Origin of the sequence: Burkholderia sp. 9120 (genome assembly GCF_000745015.1) — a bacterium.
Lineage (GTDB): Bacteria > Pseudomonadota > Gammaproteobacteria > Burkholderiales > Burkholderiaceae > Paraburkholderia.
The window spans coordinates 216,971-238,535 of the sequence record NZ_JQNA01000002.1 but is presented as its reverse complement, the minus strand read 5'-3'; the positions used below and the strand labels follow the sequence as shown (position 1 = coordinate 238,535).

General features: G+C 65.2%; 16 protein-coding genes. 9 read left to right on the top strand and 7 right to left on the bottom strand.

The window, feature by feature from the left end; genetic code table 11:
- Positions 1-2: 2 nt before the first annotated feature.
- Both FA94_RS09405 and FA94_RS09400 read right to left on the bottom strand, forming a co-directional pair.
- A complete protein-coding gene (locus FA94_RS09405) occupies positions 3-3,074 on the bottom strand; it encodes an efflux RND transporter permease subunit (RefSeq protein WP_035550014.1) in 3,072 nt (1,023 codons plus the stop codon).
- Positions 3,075-3,086: 12 nt separating this feature from the next.
- Positions 3,087-4,337, bottom strand: coding sequence for an efflux RND transporter periplasmic adaptor subunit (locus FA94_RS09400; protein WP_231584913.1), 1,251 nt, complete (start codon positions 4,335-4,337; stop codon positions 3,087-3,089).
- A 382-nt stretch (positions 4,338-4,719) separates the two neighbouring features.
- Between FA94_RS09400 and FA94_RS09395 the strand changes: the two genes are divergently transcribed.
- From FA94_RS09395 to FA94_RS09385, 3 genes are read left to right on the top strand one after another with little or no spacing between them, the layout of a single operon-like run.
- Positions 4,720-6,189, top strand: coding sequence for a sensor histidine kinase (locus FA94_RS09395; protein WP_035550012.1), 1,470 nt, complete (start codon positions 4,720-4,722; stop codon positions 6,187-6,189).
- Complete coding sequence (locus tag FA94_RS09390; RefSeq protein WP_035550009.1) at positions 6,174-7,529, top strand: sigma-54-dependent transcriptional regulator; 1,356 nt, start codon at positions 6,174-6,176, stop codon at positions 7,527-7,529. Before FA94_RS09395 ends, FA94_RS09390 begins: the two co-directional genes overlap by 16 nt.
- A 56-nt stretch (positions 7,530-7,585) precedes the next feature.
- Complete coding sequence (locus tag FA94_RS09385; RefSeq protein ID WP_197070195.1) at positions 7,586-8,119, top strand: hypothetical protein; 534 nt, start codon at positions 7,586-7,588, stop codon at positions 8,117-8,119.
- A gap of 55 nt (positions 8,120-8,174) precedes the next feature.
- On the opposite strand, the gene FA94_RS09380 is transcribed toward FA94_RS09385, so the two are convergent.
- Both FA94_RS09380 and atpG read right to left on the bottom strand, forming a co-directional pair.
- A complete protein-coding gene (locus FA94_RS09380) occupies positions 8,175-8,600 on the bottom strand; it encodes a F0F1 ATP synthase subunit epsilon (protein WP_408304485.1) in 426 nt (141 codons plus the stop codon).
- Positions 8,601-8,682: 82 nt separating this feature from the next.
- Positions 8,683-9,561: an ATP synthase F1 subunit gamma gene (gene atpG / locus FA94_RS09375; RefSeq protein ID WP_035550001.1), complete on the bottom strand. Its 879-nt coding sequence runs from the start codon at positions 9,559-9,561 to the stop codon at positions 8,683-8,685.
- A gap of 262 nt (positions 9,562-9,823) precedes the next feature.
- On the opposite strand from atpG, the gene FA94_RS09370 reads away from it, so the two are divergent.
- The 4 genes from FA94_RS09370 (at position 9,824) to FA94_RS09355 (ending at position 13,870) form a co-directional block, all read left to right on the top strand.
- Complete coding sequence (locus tag FA94_RS09370; protein WP_051980505.1) at positions 9,824-10,792, top strand: bifunctional enoyl-CoA hydratase/phosphate acetyltransferase; 969 nt, start codon at positions 9,824-9,826, stop codon at positions 10,790-10,792.
- Complete coding sequence (locus FA94_RS09365) at positions 10,785-11,963, top strand: acetate/propionate family kinase (protein WP_035550000.1); 1,179 nt, start codon at positions 10,785-10,787, stop codon at positions 11,961-11,963. Before FA94_RS09370 ends, FA94_RS09365 begins: the two co-directional genes overlap by 8 nt.
- Positions 11,964-12,081: 118 nt before the next feature.
- On the top strand, positions 12,082-13,140 hold the full coding sequence (locus FA94_RS09360) for an alpha/beta fold hydrolase (RefSeq protein WP_081936332.1): 1,059 nt from the start codon (positions 12,082-12,084) through the stop codon (positions 13,138-13,140).
- A 1-nt stretch (position 13,141) separates the two neighbouring features.
- On the top strand, positions 13,142-13,870 hold the full coding sequence (locus tag FA94_RS09355; RefSeq protein ID WP_035549995.1) for a Crp/Fnr family transcriptional regulator: 729 nt from the start codon (positions 13,142-13,144) through the stop codon (positions 13,868-13,870).
- An 87-nt stretch (positions 13,871-13,957) separates the two neighbouring features.
- Here FA94_RS09355 and FA94_RS09350 read toward each other — a convergent pair whose 3' ends face one another.
- The 3 genes from FA94_RS09350 to gad form a co-directional block, all read right to left on the bottom strand.
- Positions 13,958-15,058, bottom strand: coding sequence for a PAS domain-containing sensor histidine kinase (locus tag FA94_RS09350; protein ID WP_035549992.1), 1,101 nt, complete (start codon positions 15,056-15,058; stop codon positions 13,958-13,960).
- Positions 15,059-15,343: 285 nt separating this feature from the next.
- Positions 15,344-17,044, bottom strand: coding sequence for an aspartate:alanine exchanger family transporter (locus tag FA94_RS09345; protein WP_035549989.1), 1,701 nt, complete (start codon positions 17,042-17,044; stop codon positions 15,344-15,346).
- Between the two features lie 117 nt (positions 17,045-17,161).
- On the bottom strand, positions 17,162-18,598 hold the full coding sequence (gad, locus tag FA94_RS09340; protein ID WP_035549987.1) for a glutamate decarboxylase: 1,437 nt from the start codon (positions 18,596-18,598) through the stop codon (positions 17,162-17,164).
- Between the two features lie 296 nt (positions 18,599-18,894).
- Between gad and FA94_RS09335 the strand changes: the two genes are divergently transcribed.
- Both FA94_RS09335 and FA94_RS09330 read left to right on the top strand, forming a co-directional pair.
- A complete protein-coding gene (locus FA94_RS09335) occupies positions 18,895-20,421 on the top strand; it encodes a sugar ABC transporter ATP-binding protein (RefSeq protein WP_051980504.1) in 1,527 nt (508 codons plus the stop codon).
- Positions 20,418-21,482 (top strand): ABC transporter permease, encoded by a 1,065-nt coding sequence (locus tag FA94_RS09330; protein WP_035549986.1) that lies wholly within the window; start codon positions 20,418-20,420, stop codon positions 21,480-21,482. Before FA94_RS09335 ends, FA94_RS09330 begins: the two co-directional genes overlap by 4 nt.
- Positions 21,483-21,565: the final 83 nt, after the last annotated feature.

The following is a 21,565-nucleotide window of genomic DNA, read 5'->3' as shown; positions in this document are numbered from 1 at the left end:
CGTCACTCCGCCGCAGGCGCGGGTTGGTCGCGTTTGCTGAAGCGATCCTCGACGCGGTGCATCGCGAGATACATGACCGGCGTGGAGAACAGCGTCAGCAACTGGCTGATCACCAGCCCGCCGATAATCGCGATCCCCAGCGGATGCCGCAATTCCGAACCCATGCCGGTGCCGAACGCGAGCGGCACCGCGCCGAATAGCGAGGCCATCGTGGTCATCAGGATCGGCCGGAAACGCAGTTCGGCGGCGCGGCGGATCGCTTCCACCGCAGGGAGCTTTTCGTTGCGCTCCAGCTCGAGCGCGAAGTCGATCATCATGATGGCGTTTTTCATGACGATGCCGATCAGCAGCACGATCCCGATCAACCCGATGATGTCGAACTGCGTGCCGGTGATCACCAGCGCGAGTAAGGCGCCGAGCGCCGCCGACGGCAGTGTCGACAGAATCGTTACCGGGTGAATAAAGCTTTCGTACAGCACGCCGAGCATCAGATACACGACGATAATCGCCGCGCCGACCAGAAACGCCTCGTTCGACAGCGACGACTGGAAGGTCGCCGCCGTGCCTTCCAGCGACGCCTGCACGGTCATCGGCAGGCCGATCTGTTTCTCGATGTCCGCAAGCCGCGTGACGGCCGTGCCGAGCGTATAGCCGGGCTGCAGATTGAACGACACGTCGGCATACGGGAACTGCCCCTGGCGGTTGATCGTGACCGGCGCATGGACCAGCTTCATCGTCGCCATGCTCGCGAGCGGCGCGACGCTGCCCGACGCGGTATCCACGTAGAGGCCGGAGAGCAGGTCGGACAGGTTGCCCGAGGTTTTGTCGGCGACCAGCACGACGTGATACTGATTCAGCTGCGTGTAAATGGTCGATACCTGGCGCTGGCCGAACGCGTCGTACAGCACGTCGTCGATCGCTTGCGGCGTGACGCCCAGGCGCGACGCGGTGGCGCGGTCGAACGTCAGTTGAATCTGGTTGCCTTGTTGCGACGCCTGGCTTTGCACGTCGGCGAAGGCCGGGTCTTTTTTAAGCGCGCCGATCAGCTTGCCCGTCCATACGTTCAGCACGTTCGGGTCCGTGGCCTGCAGGCCGACGCGGTAGCTGGTGGTCGAGATCGTGTCGTCGAGCGTCAGATCCTGCACCGGATGCAGGAACAACCGCATGCCGGCGAGGCTCGCGGTCGCGTCCGACAGACGCCGGATCACGGCGGCGCTGCTGTCGCGATCGCCTTTGTCCTTCAGGTTGATCAGCACGGTGCCCTGGTTGAGCGTCGGGCTCGTCTGATTGATGCCGACGAACGACGACAGACTCGCCACCGCCGGATCCTTCAGCAGATCGCCTACCAGTTGCTGTTGCTTCTGCACCATGTACGGAAACGATATGCTCGGCGCCGCCTGCGAAATGCCTTCGATCAGGCCGGTGTCCTGTTCGGGGAAGAAGCCCTTCGGCATCAGCAGCAGAATGGCGAAGGTCAGCGCGGCGGTCAGCGCCACGGAGAGCAGCGTCAAACCGCGATGCTCCAGCACCCAGCCGAGGCCCTGCACATAGCGGCGATTCACGCGGTCGAAGAAATCAACGCGGTGTTCCTCTTCGTGCGCCTTGAACATGCGCGAGCACATCATCGGCGTGAGCGTTAGCGAGACGAATGCCGAGATCACGATCGCGATGGCCAGCGTCAGCGCGAATTCGCGGAACAACCGGCCGACCACGTCGCCCATGAACAGCAGCGGAATCATCACCGCGATCAGCGACACCGACAGCGAGATGATCGTGAAGCCGATCTGTTTCGAGCCTTTGAGCGCGGCTTGCATCGGTGTGTCGCCGGCCTCGATGTAGCGCGTAATGTTTTCGATCATCACGATCGCGTCGTCGACCACGAAGCCGGTCGCGATGGTCAGCGACATCAGCGTCAGATTGTTCAGCGAGAAGCCCAGGCCGTACGCGACGGCGAGCGTGCCGATCAGCGAGAGCGGCACCGTCACCGCCGGAATCACCGTGGCGGCCACCTTGCGCAGGAAGATGAAGATCACCATCACGACCAGCGCGACTGCCACCGCGAGTTCGTATTCCACATCCGTGACCGACGCGCGGATGGTCTGCGTGCGGTCGGTCAGCACCGCGACCTTGAGGGTGGCCGGCAGGCTGGCGCGCAATTGCGGCAACAGCCTCTGTACGCGGTCCACCACGTCGATCACGTTGGCGCCCGGTTGCCGCTGGATGTTCAGCACGATGGACGGCGTGCTGTTGGTCCAGGCGGCCTGCTGGACGTCTTCGGCGGCCTGCACGGAGGTGGCGATCTGCGCGAGCCGGATCGGCGCGCCGTTCTTGTACGCGAGCACGATGTCGGGGTACTGGTCGGCCGATTGCAACTGGTCGTTCGCGCCGATCGAATACGCCTGGTACTTGCCGTCCAGATTGCCCTTGGCCTGGTTGACGTTGGCGTTGCCGAGCGCGGTGCGTACGTCGTCGAGCGAGAGGCCGAGCGAGTTCAGCGCGCCCGAATTCGCTTCGATGCGCACCGCCGGGCGCTGGCCGCCGCTGATCGTCACGAGGCCGACGCCGGAGATCTGCGAGATCTTCTGCGCGAGACGGGTGTCGGCGAGGTCTTCGATTTTGGTGAGCGGCAGCGTGTTCGAGGTCAGCGACAAAGTCAGCACCGGGGCGTCGGCGGGATTGACCTTGCTGTAGACCGGCGGATAGGGCAGGTTGGCCGGCAGGTAGCTCGCGGACGCGTTGATCGCCGCCTGCACTTCCTGTTCGGCGACGTCGAGCGACAGCGACAGGTCGAACTCCAGCGTGATGACCGAGACGCCGTTCGAACTGGTCGAATTCATGGTCTTCAGGCCGGCCATTTCGCCGAGTTGCACTTCGAGCGGCGCGGTGATCGACGAGCTGACCACGTCCGGGCTCGCGCCGGGATACTGCGTGTAGACCTGGATGGTCGGGTAGTCGACCTCGGGCAACGCGGAGACGGGCAGCAGGTGATAGCCGAGCAGGCCGGCCAGCAGCACGGCGATCATCAGCAGCGTGGTCGCGATCGGCCGCTCGATGAAGGGGCGCGAGATGTTCATGGAGACCGGCTGTTAGTTGGAGGCGGGAGAGGCGGCGGCGCTTGAAGCACTTGGAGCACTTGAGGCGCTGGCGGCGGAGGATGCCGCCGCGCCCGCCGTTGCCGATGCCGACGCGCTCGCTCCAGACGCCCCAGCCGGCGGCCCCGCCACCACCCGCACCGCGGAGCCGTTATCGAGCTTGTCGGCGCCGTCCGTCACCACCTGCTCGCCGGCTTTCACGCCGTCGTCGAGAATCGCCGTGTTGTCGCCGCTAACCGGCCCCGCCTTCACATTGCGCAGCGCCACCTTGTTGCCCGCGCCGACCACGAATACGAAATCGCCGTTCGTGCCGTGCTGGATCGCCGCGGTCGGGATCACCGGAATCTGCCGGAGCGTATCCGCCTGCATCCGCGCATTGACGAACTGGTTTGGAAACAGCGCGTCGCCGGACTGCGGGAACTCCGCCTTCACCTTGACCGTGCCGGTGGCGGTGTCGACCTGGTTGTCCACGGCGAGCAAGGTGCCGTGCGACAGCAGCGTTTTCTTGTCGCGGTCGTAGGCGAGCACGGCGACCGCACCACGCGACATGGCGCGATGAATCTGGCCGAGATAGTCTTCCGGCACCGCGTACACGATGGTCGCCGGCTGCAACTGCGTGATGACCGCGACGCCGGTCGTGCTGGTCGTCGTGATGTAGTTGCCCGGATCGACCAGGCGCAGACCGACCACGCCGTCCACCGGCGACGTGATCGTGCAGTAGCTGACCTGCACCTGCAGGTTCTTCACGTTGCCGGTGTCGGACACCACCGTGCCCTGATTTTCGTTGACGGTCGCGATCTGCGTGTCGAGCGTCTGCTGTGTGATCGAACCGACCTTGATCAACTGACGGTAGCGTTGCAGATCGAGTTGCGCGTTGGCGAGCGCGGCCTTGTCGTGCGTCAGCGTGCCTTGCGCCTGCACCAGTTGCGCTTCGAGCGCGCGCGAATCGATCCGCGCGATCACCTGGCCGCGATGCACCAGTTGGCCTTCCTTGAAGTCGACCGAATCGAGAATGCCGTTGACCTGGGTGATGATGGTCACGGTGCGCGTCGGCGTGACCGTGCCGAGCGAATCGATATAGACCGGCACGTCGGCCAGTTTCGCCGCGACCGCCGAGACCGGCGTGCCGGGCGGCACGGCCGGCGTCTTGCGCGCGGGATGCCGGAAGAAAAGCAACCAGACGGCCACCACGATCAGCAGCACGAGGACGGCGAGCGCCGGCCATTTCAGGTTGGTTCTTTTCACGTGCGCCTCGTTCGATCAGACAGGGTGGTTTGCCGGCTATGCTCTGCAACCACCGTGCCAACGGCGCGATGCCGATGCCTTCGGGTTGGCGCACGCTCAGGCGGCAGCCGGTTGTCGTGATTCACGACGCAAGGTGTCGCAAATCAGGACAATGTCGGGCGCACGACGGGCGACCGTGCGTGTTTCAAAGACCGTTGCGCCAAACCCGGCAGCCTCGCCACGCCTTTGAAATGCCCGCCGATGGCCGAATGACCTGCTCAAGCGCCCATCCATGCCGGATAGCTTCGCTCTGGCATACCATTCGCATCAGGGAGTGCGGCAGAGGCTCTGCGGCTGAGGGACTGCGCCAGAGACAGCCAGAGATAAAACACGGGACAACACCATGCTTCGATCGTTACGCGGCCGGCTGATCGTGCTGCTTGCACTGCTGGTCGTCGCCGCAGGCGCAACCGCCTGGCTGATGGTGGGGCTGTTCCATCAATCGGCGGCCGCACAGGTCGGCCAGGCCGCCGCGGAAAACGCTCGCGCCTGCGATGCAATCGCGTCGGCCTACCGTCTGCATAGCGCCGACTGGGGGGCCGCGCCGCCCGCGCTCGACGACACCGCCGCGCGCGGCCGTCTGAGCGCCGTCGTGCAGAACGCGTTGCGCAACCGGCCGGGCGTGCAGGGCGGCATCTGGCACGGCGACACGGGCTCGCTCGCCTACGCGTTTCCGACTTACGACGGCGCCGCGCCGCGCACCGACCCGCCAGGCGGCGAGCTACCACGCATTCGCGAGATCAATGCCGCCGCGCTGACCAGCGACCGCGCGGCCAGTCAGCGCTACGGCGCGCGCTCGCAAACGTTGCTGATCTCAGCCTGTCCGCTGCCGGGGCCAATCCCGCATCTGACGGCGTGGACGATGACCTGGACCTTCACCTTCGCGGGCCGCAGCTACTATCAACTGATGGCGGGGCAAGCCGTGCTGCTGGTGACGGTGCTGATCGCAGCCGCGCTGCTGACACATCTGACGATGACCTGGTCGCGCCATGTGTCGCAGATCGAGACGGCGCTCAGTTCGTACGACGTGGCCGACCTGCCGGTGTTGCCGCCCACCCGCGAGCGCGAGCTGGACCGCATCGTCCTCGCGCTGAACGAGGCCGGCCGGCGGCTATCGGTCGCGCGGCAGCGGGGCGACACGCTCGCGCGGCAGATGGCGACCGCCGAGCGTCTCGCCGCGATCGGCCGGGTGGCCGCCGGCGTCGCGCATGAGATCCGCAACCCGATCGCGGCGATGCGGCTGAAAGCGGAAAGCGCGGTCGCGGGCGGCGCCGAGCGTCAGCCGCAAGCGTTGCGCGTGATTCTCGGCGAGATCGAACGGCTCGACGCGCTGGTGCGCCGGTTACTGAGCATCACCGAACACGACGAACCGAAACGCGAGCTGATCGAAGTCAGCGCGTTTCTCGACGCCTGCGTCGCTCAACATACGGAGCGCGCCGCCGCCAGACAATTGACGATCGCGAGTTCGGCCGACTGGCAGGAGGCGCGCTTCGACCCGGACCAGGTGCAGCGCGCGCTCGACAATCTGATTCTGAACGCGATCAACGCCGCGCCGGCCGGCAGCCGGATCGAGGTCGCCGCGCTGCGTCGCGCGGAGGCGCTGGTGCTGTCCGTGCACGATCGCGGCTCGGGGCCACCCGCCGATATCCAGGATCATCTGTTCGAACCCTTCGTGACCGGACGGCCCGACGGCACCGGTTTAGGCTTGTCGATCGTGCGCGAAGTCGCGGTGGCGCACGGCGGCGCCGCGCGTTTCGTATCGACCGACCACGGCACTACTTTCGAGATCATCCTGCCATGCCCCACATCCTGATCGTCGACGACGACGCCACCATGCGCGACGCGCTCGCCGAAGTCGTGGTCGATCTCGGCCACACCGCCTGTCTCGCCGCCGATGGTTTGAGCGCGCTGGCCCTGCTCGACACCGAGCCGGTCAGCGCGATGTTTCTCGATCTGCGCATGCCCGGCATCGACGGACTCGAGGTGCTGCGCCGGTTGCGCGCGCGGCCCACGGCGCCGGCGGTGACGGTGCTGACTGCGCACGCCACCGCGTCCAATACGATCGAGGCGATGCGCCTGGGCGCGTTCGATCATCTGACCAAGCCGATTGGCCGCGCCGATCTCGCGCAGGTGCTGCAGCGCATGCTGTCGAGCGTCGCCGAGTCGGGCGCGAGCTTTCCGGCGGAAGAGGCCGAGGCGATCATCGGTTCGAGCGAGGCGATGCGGACCGTGCAGAAGACCATCGGCGTGCTCGCCGATAGCGACGCCACCGTGCTGATCACCGGCGAGACCGGCACCGGCAAGGAAGTCGTGGCGCGGGCGATTCACGAACACGGGCTGCGTCACGACCAGCCGTTCGTCGCGATGAATTGCGCGGCGATTCCGGTCGATCTGCTGGAGAGCGAGTTGTTCGGTCACGCGCGCGGCGCGTTCACCGGCGCCACCGCCGATCGCGACGGCGCATTTCGTCAGGCCGCGCACGGCACGCTGTTTCTCGACGAGATCGGCGATATGGACATGGCGATGCAGGCCAAGATTCTGCGCGCGTTGCAGGAGCGGGTGGTCGTGCCGGTCGGCGGCAAACCGGTGCCGGTCGACGTGCGCGTAATCGCCGCGACTCACCGTGATCTGCTGCGCAGCGTGCGTGACGGGAGTTTTCGGGAGGACCTGTTTTACCGGCTGCACGTGGTGCCGATTCATCTGCCGCCGCTGTCGGCACGCATTGCGGATATCGTGCCGCTCGCCGAGTATTTTCTGACGCGCGTGGCTGCGGGCAAGCGCCTGTCCGCCGATGCCGCCGCGTTGCTGATCCGCTTTGCGTGGCCCGGCAATGTGCGCGAACTGAAGAACGCGATGGAGCGCGCCGCGGTGATGGTGCGCGGCGAATACATCCACGCGACGGACCTGACGTTTTTGCAGGACGCGCGCTCGCCGCACGATTCGGCGCTCGAATTCGACTGGCCGGATGAGGACTTGCCTTCCGCGCTGGCAAGGCTCGAAGAGATGCTGATTCGCCGCGCGCTCCGCCATAGCGGCAACAATCGCACCGATGCCGCGCGGCGTTTGAACGTCAACCGGCAACTGCTGTATGCCAAGCTCAAGCGCTATGGGATCGATGTAGCGGATTCGGGCCGGGATACGGAGGCGGGGTGAGGGGAGAGGCGATAATGGGCGTCCTTTTTATAACGCAACGAGAAGAGAACGCCGCAATGGAACGCATCCCCTCACACCGACGCCCGACTTACGTTCAATTGATGGCGGGTGCTGTGCTCGGCGTCGCCCTCGCATTCGGTCCCGTGCCTTCCGCTGTCGCGCAAACCGCTGCACAGACTGACACGCAGAGCGATGCCCAGACCGATCAGGCAGTCGATGCGCGGATGGACTTTCTGTTCGGCTCCCACGTGCCGTACCGCCAGTTCTTCGACCAGTTGCAACAGGCCGTGGCGCGCGCCGACAAACCGGCCGTCGCGGGCATGGTCAAATATCCGATCACCGTCGCGTTGCATGGCAAGAAAGTGACGCTGCGCACGAAGCGCGACTTGGTCGCGCATTACGACGCAATCTTTACGCCGAAGCTGGTCGATCTGGTCGCGCATCAGACCTATGCGACGTTGTTCTCGCGTGATCAGGGCGTGATGATCGGCGGCGGCGAAATCTGGTTCAGCGGCATCTGCCGCGACAAGACCTGCAAGGACGTGTCGGTCAAGATCATTACGCTGAATCTGGATTCGTTGAACGGCTGAGTAGCGTTGCCGCCGTTGCCGCCACTGTTACCGCCGCCGTCCGCGCGGCGTTCCGCTACTCCTGCGCGCCGCGCCGCAGCGCCAGCATGAAGAAGCGCGCTATTTCATCCGCGAGTTCGGCTTTGGCCGCCGCGAAATCGAAACCCGGGCGGCGCGTGTCCGCATAGCGCGCCCGCAAGGTTTGCGCTTCGCGGCGTGCGTCGTTGGCCTTGGTGGAATCGAGTTCCGGCGTGCGAACCGCGTGATCCGCCAGCACGATCACGGACTCGGGCAATACCTCGAGAATGCCGCCCGCGACGAAAATATGCTGTTCGACGGTCGTGCCTTGCTCGTGAACCGTGACCACGCCCGGCTTGATTTTCGTCAGCAGCGGCGCGTGTCGCGGGAAAATACCGAGTTCACCGATCTCGCCGGGCAACACGATGAAGCTCGCCTTGCCGGAATAAAGCATCTGCTCGACGCTCAGAATGTCGACTTGCATAAAACTTTCCATCACCGAGGTCCTCTCGTTCGCAGCCTGGGCGGCACTCAAGCCCGTAAGCCGATAAAAAGCCTAAGGCCACCTACACGGCCGCCGCGCCGCCGACGATCTCGCACAGTTCCGTCGTGATCTGCGCCTGGCGGGTCTTCTGATACAGATGCCGCAGATCGCGAATCACGCGGTCGGCATTCTCGGTCGCCGTCTGCATCGCGAACATCCGCGCGCATTGCTCGCAGGCGTTGTTCTCGGCCACCGCCTGGTAGATCAGCGCTTCGACATAGCGGAGCAATAACGCATCCACCACCGGTTTAGGACTCGGCTCATACAGGTATTCGGTCCGCACTGCGCCGGCATGCTCAACTTCTTCGCCCTCGCGCCGCATTTCACCGAGCGGCAAGATCCTGTCGATGCGCGGTTCATACGAGAGCGCGCTGCTCAGGTGGTTGTACGCCACATAGACCTCGTCGAGATGGCCGGCGAGAAAGCCGCTCAGCGGCACGCTCACCGCGCCGAAGAAAGACTCGAAGTGCAGATCCGCGCTCAACGCGGCGGTTCGCGCGACGATATGGGCGCCGTGCCGCATCAACGGGCCGGCGCCGCGCGCGCCGATCACGATTACCTCGGCTTCCATGCCGCCGCGTTGCCAGTCATTGAGGCTTTCGGCGCAACGCATCAGCAGCCGGCTATTGAGCGGGCCGCACAGGCCACGGTCGGTGCTGACCACGATCAGCCCGACACGCGCGATCCGGGCACGCTTAACGAACAACGGCGACACATAGTCGGGACTGTCCTCGCGTAAACGCAGCGCGATTTCACGGATCCGTTCCGCGTACGGACGGAACGTGCGGGCGCGCCGCTGCGCATTGGCCATTCTCGTGCGCGCCATCATTTCCATCGCGCGGGTGATCTTGCGGGTCGCCGACACGCTGCGGATCTTCGAGCGGATTTCGCGGATGTGCATGCGCCCATTCCTTCTTCATGTGGGAGAGGGCCGTCACGAGCAAGGCATCCCAATCGAATCCCTTCGTCGCGCGGTTCATCACAGAGTACGGCGTTCCATACCGGGTGCGGCTTGAGTTAGATCAATGGCCTAGGGATTCACCCTAATACTATGGATTCGTCGCGGCACGGCGACGTCGCGCCTCGCGCCTCGCGCAACGACCCACCCGATGCCCTGCAGGAATCCACCCTTCAACACGCTGTTTTTCAGGAGTGTGCTGCTCATGTCCGAGCCCCGTCCGCATCGGCACTACGATGCACTGATTGCCAGTTGCCATGCGCTCACGCCCGTGCGAACCGCCGTGGCTCACCCGTGCGACGAGGTCTCGTTGCGCGGCGCAGTGGAAGCTTCTGAGGCCGGCTTGATCGTGCCGACGCTGATCGGTCCGGAAGGCCGCATCCGTCGTCTGGCGGCGTCGCTCGAACTCGATCTGGCCGGCTGCCGCGTCGTCGATGCGCCGCATAGTCACGCGGCCGCCGCGAAGGCGGTCGAGCTGGTGCGCGCCGGCGAAGCGGACGCGCTGATGAAAGGCAGCCTGCATACGGATGAGCTGCTGGAGGAAGTGGTCCGCAAGGACACCGGCATTCGCACTGAGCGGCGTTTGAGTCACGTTTTCATCATGGACGTGCCGACCTATCCGAAGCCGCTTTTCATCACGGACGCCGCCGTCAACATCTTCCCGACGCTGGAACAGAAAGCCGACATCGTGCGCAACGCGATCGAACTCGCGCACGCGCTGGGGATCGCGTTGCCGAAAGTGGCGGTGCTGTCCGCGCTGGAAACCGTCACGTCGAAAATCCCATCGACGCTCGACGCCGCCGCGCTCTGCAAAATGGCCGATCGCGGGCAGATCGGCGGCGCGATCATCGACGGTCCGCTCGCGTTCGACAACGCGATCAGCGCGCAAGCGGCGGCGATCAAACATCTGAATTCGCCCGTGGCCGGCGACGCGGACATTCTGCTGGTGCCGGACCTCGAAGCCGGCAACATGCTGGCCAAGGAACTGACCTATCTGGCGAAGGCGGACGCGGCCGGCATCGTGCTCGGCGCGCGCGTGCCGATCATCCTGACGAGCCGCGCCGACAACGAGCGCGCCCGCATGGCGAGTTGCGCGGTCGCGGCGCTGTATGCGCATCGCAATCGCGTGGTCACGCAGGCGCTGGACGCGATCTGGGACATCCAGCATGCGTGAGCCTCTGCTGATTCTCAATGCGGGATCGTCGAGCCTCAAGTTTTCCGTCTATGAAACGCGCGCGGATCGCTCGCTCGTGGCCGGCGCGCATGGCGCGGTCGAAGAGATCGAGACGGCGCCGCGCCTGCGCGTCAGCGATGCGGACGGCCGCGAACTGGCCGATGCGCCGGTGTCCGGGCAGGGGCATCGTGGCGCCATCGCGGCGATTCACGACTGGTTCGCGTCGCACGTGGGCGGCGAGTCGGGCTTCGACGGCATCGGCCATCGCGTGGTGCATGGCGGGCCCGACTACGCCGAACCGGTCAGGATCGACGCGACGGTGTTGCGCGCCATCGAAGCGCTGACGCCGCTCGCGCCGTTGCATCAGCCGCATCACGTCGCGGCGATTCGTGCGGTGGCCGCGTTTGCGCCCGCCGTGCCGCAAGTCGCGTGCTTCGACACCGCGTTTCATCACAGTCAGCCACCGCTTGCGCAGGCGTTCGCGTTGCCGCGCGAACTGACGGACAAGGGTATCCGGCGCTACGGGTTTCATGGGCTGTCGTACGAATACATCAGCGGCGCGTTGGCCAACATCGCGCCGCACCAGCCCCGCGGTCGGGTCGTGGTCGCGCACCTGGGCAACGGCGCCAGCATGTGTGCGCTGCGCGACGGCCGGAGTGTCGCGAGCACGATGGGGTTCACCGCCGTCGACGGTCTGCCGATGGGCACGCGCACCGGCGCGCTCGATCCGGGCGTGGTGCTGTACCTGATCCAGCACGAGGGGATGAGCCCCGACGAGGTCGAGCATCTGATCTACGAGCGCTCGGGTTTGCTGGGAGTTTCAGGCCTGTCGAGCGACATGCGCGTGCTGCTCGCGAGCGAGGCGCCGGCGGCGCGCGAGGCGGTCGACCTGTTCGTCTATCGCGCCGCCCGCGAACTCGGCTCGCTCGCCGCGGCACTCGGTGGACTCGACACGCTGGTGTTCACGGCCGGCATTGGCGAACACGCGACGCAGATTCGCGAGCGCATCGGCGAAAGCGCAGCCTGGCTGGGCGTGGAAGTGGATCCGTTAGCCAACCAGCGGCATGGTCCGTTGATTTCGACCGCCGCGTCGCCGGTCGCCGTCTGGGTCTTGCCGACCGATGAAAACCTGATGATCGCCCGGCACACGCGCCGGCTGCTGGACCGCTGAACCTGTTCACGCGTTGCTTGCCGGCCACCCCGATTCTTTCCTTTCGAAGGACATGATGAACGATTCCTCCACCACGCCGAACCCGGCTTTTGCGTTTGCTCTGCCGTTTTTCTGGCCGATGGCCGCCGCCGCCGCGATGCTGAAGACCAGCGCGGATCTGTCGGCGAAGAACCTCGCGTTTCTCGCCGAAGAAGAGAAGATTCACTTCGAACTGCGTCCCGCGCTGGCTTCCGAAAACCGGCCCTTGCTCGATCTGCGCACCATGGTGTTCCGCGATTATTCGACGCCAAACGCGAGTGGCGTGCCCACGATCGTCGACGCGCCTTATGCCGGGCACAGCGCGATGATCGCCGACTATCAGCCAGGACAAAGCCTGATGGAGACGCTGCGCGACAACGGGCTCTCACGGCTTTATCTGACCGACTGGAAGTCGGCCACCGACGACATGAAAGATCTGGAGATCGATCAGTATCTGGCCGAGCTGAATGTCTGCGTCGACGAAGTAGGCGGCCGCGTGAATCTGGTCGGGTTGTGCCAGGGCGGCTGGATGGCGGCCATGTATGCGGCGCGTTTTCCGCACAAGGTGGCGAGCCTGGTGCTGGCGGGCTCGCCGATCGACACCGACGCGGGCGACGGTCCGGTCAGAAAGATGGCGCATACGTACCCCACGTCGTTCTATCAGGAACTGGTCGACATGGGACGCGGCGTGATGCGCGGCAAGCTGATGTTGCGCGGCTGGAAGAACATGCATCCGGAACAGCATTACATGACCGACCATATCGACCTCTACGAGCATATGGACGACCCTGAGTATCTGCGCAAGGAAGAAATTTTCGAGAGCTGGTACGAGAACCCGATCGATCTGCCGGGCCGCTGGTATCTGCAGGCCATCGTTCAGCTCTTCAAGGAAAACCGCTTCGCCAAAGGCACATTCGTCGCGCTCGGCCAGACGCTCAATCTGCAGGCCGTCACGTGCCCGGTCTATCTGCTGGCTGGCGAATCGGACGACATCACGACGAAAGAGCAGGTGTTCGACGCGGTGAAGTATCTCGGCACCGCGCCCGGCAAGATTGTCAGGAAGCTCGTGCCGGGCGGCCATATCGGCCTGTTCATGGGCTCGCGCACGTTGAAGGACGCGTGGCCGGAGATCGCGGCGTGGATTCGCGCGGCGGCATGATATGAAAGACGATGTTTCCCCGGCGTCGCGCTATCGACCGTCGATCTTCGCCGCGCCGTTCAGGAAGACCGGCGACGGCAGCGCGGTGGAACTGCTGTCCGTCGCCGAACAGGACGCGCTGATCGACGCCTCGCGGCTGGTCAGCGTCAGGCGTAATACGGTGCTGTATCCCGAAGGCGGGACGGCGGAGTTCGTCTACAACATCGTCAGCGGCGTGGCGGAGACGTATCAACTGCTGGCCAACGGTCAGAAGCGCATTACCGCGTTTCTGTTTCCACGCGACCTGATGGGGCTCAGCCTCAACGGGACCTATGTGGCGACCGGCCAATCGCTGACCGCGTTGACCGCCTACCGGATTCCGCTCGACGCGCTCGAGGCGATTCTCGAACACGATCCGCGTCTGGACTTGAGCCTGCTTTGCAAGCTGTGCCACGAGCTGCGGCGCTCGCAGCATCATGCGCTCACCGTCGGGAAAAACGACGCGGTGGCGCGCATCGCCAGTTTTCTGCTGTGGATCGAGCATGCGTATGCGATGCCGGAGCGAGCGGCCGGCGAACTCGCGTTGCCGATGGCGCGGCATGACGTGGCCGACTATGTCGGGTTGTCGGTGGAATCGGTGAGTCGCGCCTTGCATGCGCTCGAAACGCAGGGCGTGATTCGCCGCAAGGGGCCGCGTTTGATTACGCTGCTCGACATGGCCGCGTTGCGGGCGTTGGCGGGGACGCAGTGAGCGGCCCGCGGCCCGGTCGCGTTGCAAGATGAAGGCGGCGTGGCGGACGTGTCGCCACGCCCCCCCCAGTAGCGGACGTTGCAGCCGTCAGTCCCCGCTCGTGTCGCTCGGCTCGATCGCCGCCAGCGGCAGGCTGACCATGACGCTGAAGCCGCCGCCCGGCGCGGTGTCGATCTGCACCGTGCCGTTCAGCCCGCGAGCGCGCTCGCGCATGCCCACCAGGCCGAACGACGTTTCGCCCGCCAGTTCGACCGGCGCCGCGCCTCGACCGTTGTCGACGATACGCAGCACACAGCGGCCTTTTCCCTGACCGGATTGCCGGCTCAGTTCCACGCTGACCCGGTCCGCTTGCGCGTGCCGCGCGACATTGGTCAGCGCTTCCTGGACCATATGAAACAGCGCGGATTCCGCCGCTTCGTGCAGGTTCAGCGGCGGGTTGGGCAGCGACGTAGCGACCGCGATGCCATAGCGTTGCGTGAAATCGTCGATCAGCCATTCGAGTGCGGACGCGAGTCCGAGCGTTTCGAGCGCGATTGGCCGCAAACCCGTCGCGATCCGGCGCAACGAGGCGACGGTGTCGTCGATCACCCGGGCCATGTCGGTGACACCGGACTGAATGCCGGCATCGAGTGAGCCTCGATCGCGCAGGCCGTGTTCCAGTTCGGCCAGCGACATCTTGAGCGCGGTCAACTGCTGGCCGAGATCGTCGTGAAGCTCGTGCGCGATGCGGATCTGTTCCTCTTCGCGCGCGGCCTGGATTCGGGCCGCGAGACGGCTGACCGCTTCCAGTTCCGCCACTCTGCGGCGCTCGGTCAGATCCTGGGTCACTTTGGCAAAGCCGCGCAACGCGCCGGACTTGTCGCGGATCGCGGTGATCACCACGTTGGCCCAGAATTGCGAGCCGTCGCGGCGAATCCGGATGCCTTCGTTTTCCGCGCGCCCGTAGGCTGCGGCGCGTGCCAGCAGCGCGCCGGGCTCGCCGGCCGCGATGTCCTCGCGTGCATGAAAGATCGAGACATGACGGCCGAGCACCTCGTCCGCGCCGTAGCCTTTCATTTTCTGCGCGCCCGCATTCCAGGTGACGACATGGCCCGACGGGTTCAGCATGAAGATCGCGTAATCGTTGACGGCGTCGACGAGCAGACGAAAGCTCTCATTGGTCTGGAAACGACGGCGCAACAGGTTCATAGCCACGGACCGGCGGCGGTCGTGTCGTTCATCATCTTCTCCAGATAGACAGCCGATTGGGACGGTAGATAAGCAGCGGGGGCGCGCGTGGACCAGCGAACCGACCCGAACTGAACGCCCGAAAGGGGCCGGCATCGGCGCTATTGTCGATGGGGGGAGGTGGAAGCAACATTGATTCGAATCAAAATTGGCCCTGCGTTAGCAAGGGCCAATTTCGAAGCGGCGCAGAACGCGCCGCGCAGGCGGGTAAAACTCGGCAAGGCTCGATAAAACCCGATCAACGGCTCAACGCGCGAGGATCATCGCGAAGTAACCGAACACCGTCAGCAGAATGCCGGACACCGCGTAGCCGACCGGAAAGCCGATCCACGGCACCGTGCTGTCGATTTCCTTGGCGGCTTCCCGCGCCGGTCCCGAGTGACTGCGCGCACCCGCCACGCCGCCCATCAGGATCGCCGGATTGATCTTGAACAGATGAAAGCCGATCGCCCAGACGATGAACGGCGGAATCGTGCAAGCCACGAAACCCAGCAGGAAAATTTTCAGCGCGATGGCGCCGTCGAGTTGCGACAGCAGATTCGCGCCGGCATTGACGCCGACAATCGCGACAAAGAAGATCAGCCCCATGTCTTCGAGAATGTTGCGCGCCGCGTTAGGCGTATTGCCGAAGAACCGCACGCGCGACACCAGCGACGACACGATGATGCCCGACACCAGCAAGCCGCCGGCATTGCCCAATCCGACCGACGAACCGAAGGCCGGCACCTGGATCAGGCCGATCAGAAAGCCGAGGATCATGCCGAGCGAGAGCGTCAACAGATCGGTCGCGGTGCTGGGTCGCGCGATGATGCCGAGCATCTCGCCGGCCTTGGCGACGGCGCTGCGCAAGCCGACCAGTTGCAGCACATCGAGCCGCTGCAATTGCGTTTCCAGCCCCACCGGCAACGGCGCGCCACCACGCTGGATGCCGATCAACTGCACCTGGCCCGCGATCGGCGAGGACGCGAATTCCTTCAATGCGCGGCCGATGACCTTGCGGTGCGTCACCACGATTTCGGCCTGATCCAGCGGAATATTGAGCACGCGCGCATCGGGCACTTCCGGGCCGATCAGCCCCATATGATCGGTCAGCGCGTCGAGACTGCCGCCCAGCGCGATCACGTCGCCCACGCGCAGCGCCAGTTCGGGATCGGCGCCGAGCAGATCCGGGCCACGCTCCACGTTCTCGATCTGATACTCGGCGAAACGCGCGCGGAACTGCGTAATCGTGATGCCGTCGAGTTCGCTGTTAGCCAGCCGGTAGGCGCGCAGATCGAACGGACGGTAGCCGCTCAAACCGGCGTCGTCGACGTTCGGCACGCCGTGCTCCTTTTCGTATTCTTTGGCCGCCTTGCGCGCGTCGACCCGCCACCAGCGCGGCAAATACTTGCAGATCAGGATGATGCCGACGGTGCCCCAGATATACGTGATGCCGTACGACAGCGCGATCATCGCGGTCGCGTCGCCCTGGGTCGTGCCGGGCGGCAGCGGCACCGCGCCGGAGGTGATGGCCTGTTCGGCCGAACCGATCGCCGCCGACATGGTTTGCGAGCCCGCGAGAATGCCGCCCGCGGAGCCGAGCGGCAATTGCAGCCATTTCGTGCCGATCACCACGATGCCGAGTCCGAGGAACGACGACACGATAGCGAGAAACGTGAACTTCAGTCCGTCGCCTTTCAGACTGTTGATGAACGATGGCCCGACGCGCAGCCCGACGCCATACATGAACAGGTAATAGAACAGGCTCTTCGTGAAGTTGTCGAGCTGGAAGTGCACGCCGTAGGCGGCGCCCCAGGTCGCCACGCCGCAGCCGACCACGATCGCCGACGCGACCGCGCCCAGGCCATAGCCTTTTACGGTCCAGCGTCCCATCCAGATGGCCAGGCCGACGACGAGAAACAGCAGCACGTACGGGTTGGTTTGCAGAAACTTCAGGAATGCAATCATCTTGCCTCGCGATCCGTGCACAGGGAAAAACGCCGCGGTGCGCCCAGGGCGGGCGTCGCGGCGCAAGGTAAGGGTGCGGGCGTGGGCGGTGACGCCCGGCCGTCGTTAGGCCCTTGTTCAGGCGTTTTTCAGCGGCACGTTCAGCGGCACCTTCAGCGGGACGACGTGCGCGCCGTGACTGAAGGTCGGCCCGGCGTCGGAATTCGGCACGGGGTTCTGCCGCAAGTAGTCGATGCCGCGCCGCAGGTCGTCGAGCAGCAGACCGATCAGATCGCGGCTCACGCCGTGGCGGATCAGCACGCGTTGCACGACCACCTGCTGACGATCGGCGGGCAGCGGATAGGAGGCGATCTGCCAGCCGCGCATCCGCACCCGTTCGGACAGGTCGTACAGCGTGAAGCCGTGCGTTTCGCCGTCCTTGAGCTTGTAGCAGACGGCGGGGAGTCCGTCCTTGCCGTCGTAGACGAGTTCCAGCGGGCCGATCTTCGCGATCTCCGCGGCGAGCCATTGCGCGGTGTCCGAGCAGGCCTGCTGGATACGCGTATAGCCTTCGCGGCCCAGCCGCAGGAAGTTGTAGTACTGCGCGATGATCTCACCGCCCGGCCGGCTGAAATTCAGCGCGAAGGTCGCCATGTTGCCGCCGAGATAGTCGACGTAGAAGATCAGGTCTTCCGGCAGATCGGCTTTCGAACGCCAGACCACCCAACCCACGCCGAGCGGCGCGAGGCCGTATTTGTGGCCGGATGCGTTGATCGACTTGACGCGGTCGATCGTGAAGTCCCAATCGAGCTCGCGCTGAATGAACGGCGCGACGAAGCCGCCGCTCGCCGCGTCGACGTGAATCGGAATATCGAGGCCGATATCGCGCTGCATGGCGTCCAGTTCGCGCGCCAGCGCCGCGACCGGTTCGTAGATGCCGGTAAACGTGACGCCCAGCGTGGCGACCACGCCGATGGTGTTTTCATCGCAGAACTCGCGCAGGTCGTGCGGCTGCAGACCGAGCGCGCCGTCGCGCAGCGGCACTTCGCGAATCTCCACGTCGAAGTAGCGGGCGAATTTCTTCCAGCAGATCTGCACCGGGCCGCAGACGAAGTTCGGTTTGTCGGTCGACAGGCCCGCCGCTTCGCGCTTTTTCTTCCAGCGCCATTTCAGCGCGAGGCCGCCGAGCATCGACGCTTCGCTCGAACCGGTGGTCGAGCAGCCGATGGTGTCCCACGACTTCGGCGCGTGCCAGAGGTCGGCGATCATGTGTACGCAGCGGTTTTCGATCTCGGCGGTTTGCGGATACTCGTCCTTGTCGATCATGTTCTTGTCGACCGCGTCCGCCATCAGCTTCTGGACTTCGGGCTCGACCCATGTCGTGCAGAAGGTCGCGAGGTTCTGCCGCGAATTGCCGTCCAGCAGCAACTCGTCGCGGACCAGGTTGTAGGCGGCGGAGGGCGCCGTCGAATGCTCGGGAAGCCGGAATTTCGGCAAACGCCGCTGCGAGGAACTGGCCGAGTAGACGTCTTCGATCGCTTCGTCGTGCGTTTCAACCGTTTGATGCAATGCCATACAGCTCTCCCTTTCCGTGGAATGGCCTGCCGCGGGGATCGGGCTCATGGGCGTGCGAGCCGGGCGGCAGTGCGAGTCATGCGTCGCCAAGAGTAGAGAGGATTCGAAATGCGCCGTTGATGTGGATCAATCGCGGACTAAAGCGGAAGAACCGGCGGCGGCTCAATGATGCGAGGGCGTGACGCGAGCGCGCTATGGCGTGCGTCCGATCGCTGCAAAGCTAATCACTTTTGCTTGTTTTCCCTTCCTTTTGAAGCGCTTTAGTATCCGTCATGCCTATCACAATCAGGATACGTATGAACGGGCAGAACGGGTCGCGAGCGCGGCACGAAGGCGCGGGTGAGCCGGTGTTGACGGCCTCGGGACTCACGAAACAGTTCGGCGCGACGCTCGCGTTATCGAACCTCGATCTGTCGATTCACGCCGGCGAAGTCGTCGCGTTGATGGGCGCCAACGGTGCGGGCAAGTCGACGCTCGTCAAGATTCTGAGCGGCGTTTACGCGCCGGATGCCGGCACGTTGACGCTGGCCGGGCAAGCTTATCGACCGGCTTCGCCCCAGGCGGCGAAGCAACTCGGCATTGCCACCGTGCATCAGTCGATTGCGGATGCGGTCGTGCCGTCGCTGTCGATCGCGGACAACCTGTTGCTCGACCGTTTGTGCGATCCGGGCTCGCCCTGGCGCGTGCCGCCGGCGGCACGTCGTGAGGCGGCGCGACCGCTGGCCGAACGGGTCGGACTGGACGTCGATCTGGCCGCGCCGCTCGACTCGCTGTCGCTCGCGAGTCAGCAACTCGTGACGCTGGCGCGCGCGTTGGCGTCGCGTCCCAAACTGCTGATACTCGACGAACCCACCGCCAGCCTGTCCGCCGCCGAAGCCGACCGTCTCTTCGCACGGCTCGCGCCGTTGCGCGACGAAGGCGTCGCGATCCTGCTGGTGTCGCATCGGCTCGGCGACTTGCGGCGCGTGGCGGACCGCGTGGCGATTGTGCGCGACGGACGTCTCGTCGCCGACCTGCAAGCGCCGATCGATTTCGATGCCGCCGTGGAGACGATGATCGGGCGGCCGCTGCCGCCCGCGCGAACCCAAACGGCACACCACGCGGCGTCGCTCGAAGCGTGCTTTAGCGCGCGCGATCTTCAGTTGACGCCGACCAGTCTGCCCTTCGACCTCGACGTTCAGCGCGGCGAGATCTTGGCGATTGCGGGTCCAGTCGGCGGCGGAAAATCGCGGCTTGCGCGGACGATCTTTGGCGCGGCACATGCCAGCGGCGGTCGGATGACGTTCGACGGCAAACCCTGGCGTCCGCGCTCTCCGGCCGACGCAATTCGCGCCGGAGTCTTTCTCGCAGGCGAGGATCGCTGGCGCAGTTCGCTGTTTCCCGACAGCGTGCCGTTCGCATCGATTGCGGGCACGCTCAGTTTTCCGTTCCTGTCGCGCTGGTTCCGGCGCGGCGTGGTGCACGAAGCGGCCGAGCGCGCTGCTGCGAGCGAAGCAATCAAGACCTTCGGCATTCGCTGCACCGGTCCCGACGATCGTTTGACGCGGCTCTCCGGCGGCAATCAGCAGAAAGTCGTGCTCGCGCGCTGGCATGTCGAACCCGCGCGGCTCTTACTGCTCGACGAACCGTTTCAAGGCGTCGACGCCGGCGCACGCGCCGATATCGTCGATACCTTGCGGCGGCACGCGCCCGAACGCGCGACCCTCGTTTTCGTCAGCGATCTTGAAGAAGCGCTGGAGATTGCCGATCGCGTCGTCTGGTTCGATCGCGCGACGCTCCAACGCTCACCCACTCACGAACTCAGCCCCCAGGTTCAGTCATGAAACCCGCCACTCCTTCTCTTGCCGGCGATACGTCGGCCGGCCGACACGCACGTCCCACGTTGCGCGGCTTACGTGGTTTGCGCGATCAGTTGGAGCGCACCGGCATTCTGCTCGTGCTCGCTTTGCTGATCGCCGTGTTTGCCATCAAGGAACCCGCGTTTCTGAACCTCGATAACCTGTTCAGTATTCTGCAAGCGGTATCGATCGTCGCGTTGCTCGGGATTGGCGTGACGATCACGCTGGCGGCGGGCGGCTTCGATCTGTCGGTGGGCAGCGTGGCCGCGTCCGCACAGATGGCGGCCAGCTACGTGCTGATCGTCTGGCACGGCAGCGCGCTCGGTGCGGTTGCCGCCTGCGTGGCGCTCGGCGTCGCGGCCGGGCTGTTCAACGGCCTGCTGATCACGCGGCTGCGCGTGCCGGATCAACTGGCGACGCTCGGCACGCTCTTTCTGTTAGCCGGTCTGCAACTGATTCCGACCGGCGGCCGCTCGCTCGCCACCGGCACCGTGCTGCCCGACGGCACGGAGGCGAGCGGGGTGTTCTCCGATGCGTTTCTGGCGCTCGGCCGTCTACGTGTTTTCGACGTGGTGCCGCTGCCGGTGCTGATTCTCGTCGCCGTCACGGTGCTGGCCTGCATCGCAATGGAAACGACGCGTTGGGGCCGCGTGATCTATGCGATCGGCGGCAATGAAACGGCGGCACGGCTGGCGGGCGCACCGACCGCGCGCTACCGGATCGCGGCCTATGTCGCGTCAGGTGCGATTGCGTCGTTGGGCGGCGTGCTGATCGCCGCGCGCGTGGGACGAGGCGACGTGAGCGCGGGTCACTCGCTGCTGCTCGATGCGGTCGCCGCCGCGTTGATGGGCTACGCGGTGTGGGGCGCAAAACGGCCCAACGTGTTCGGCACCGTGGTCGGCGCGGTGTTCGTCGGCGTGTTGCTCAATGGGTTGACCATGCTGAACGCGCCGTATTACATGCAGGATTTCATCAAGGGCGTGCTGCTGGTGCTCGCGCTGGCGTTCACCTTCAGCGTCGGGCGGCGCAGCGACTCGCGTGTGTGAGTAGCGCGGCGCGCTGCGCGAACCGTTTGCCATCCGAAGGAATATCGATTGCCGAATCGTTCAGTTTGCGCCCGCGACGCCCG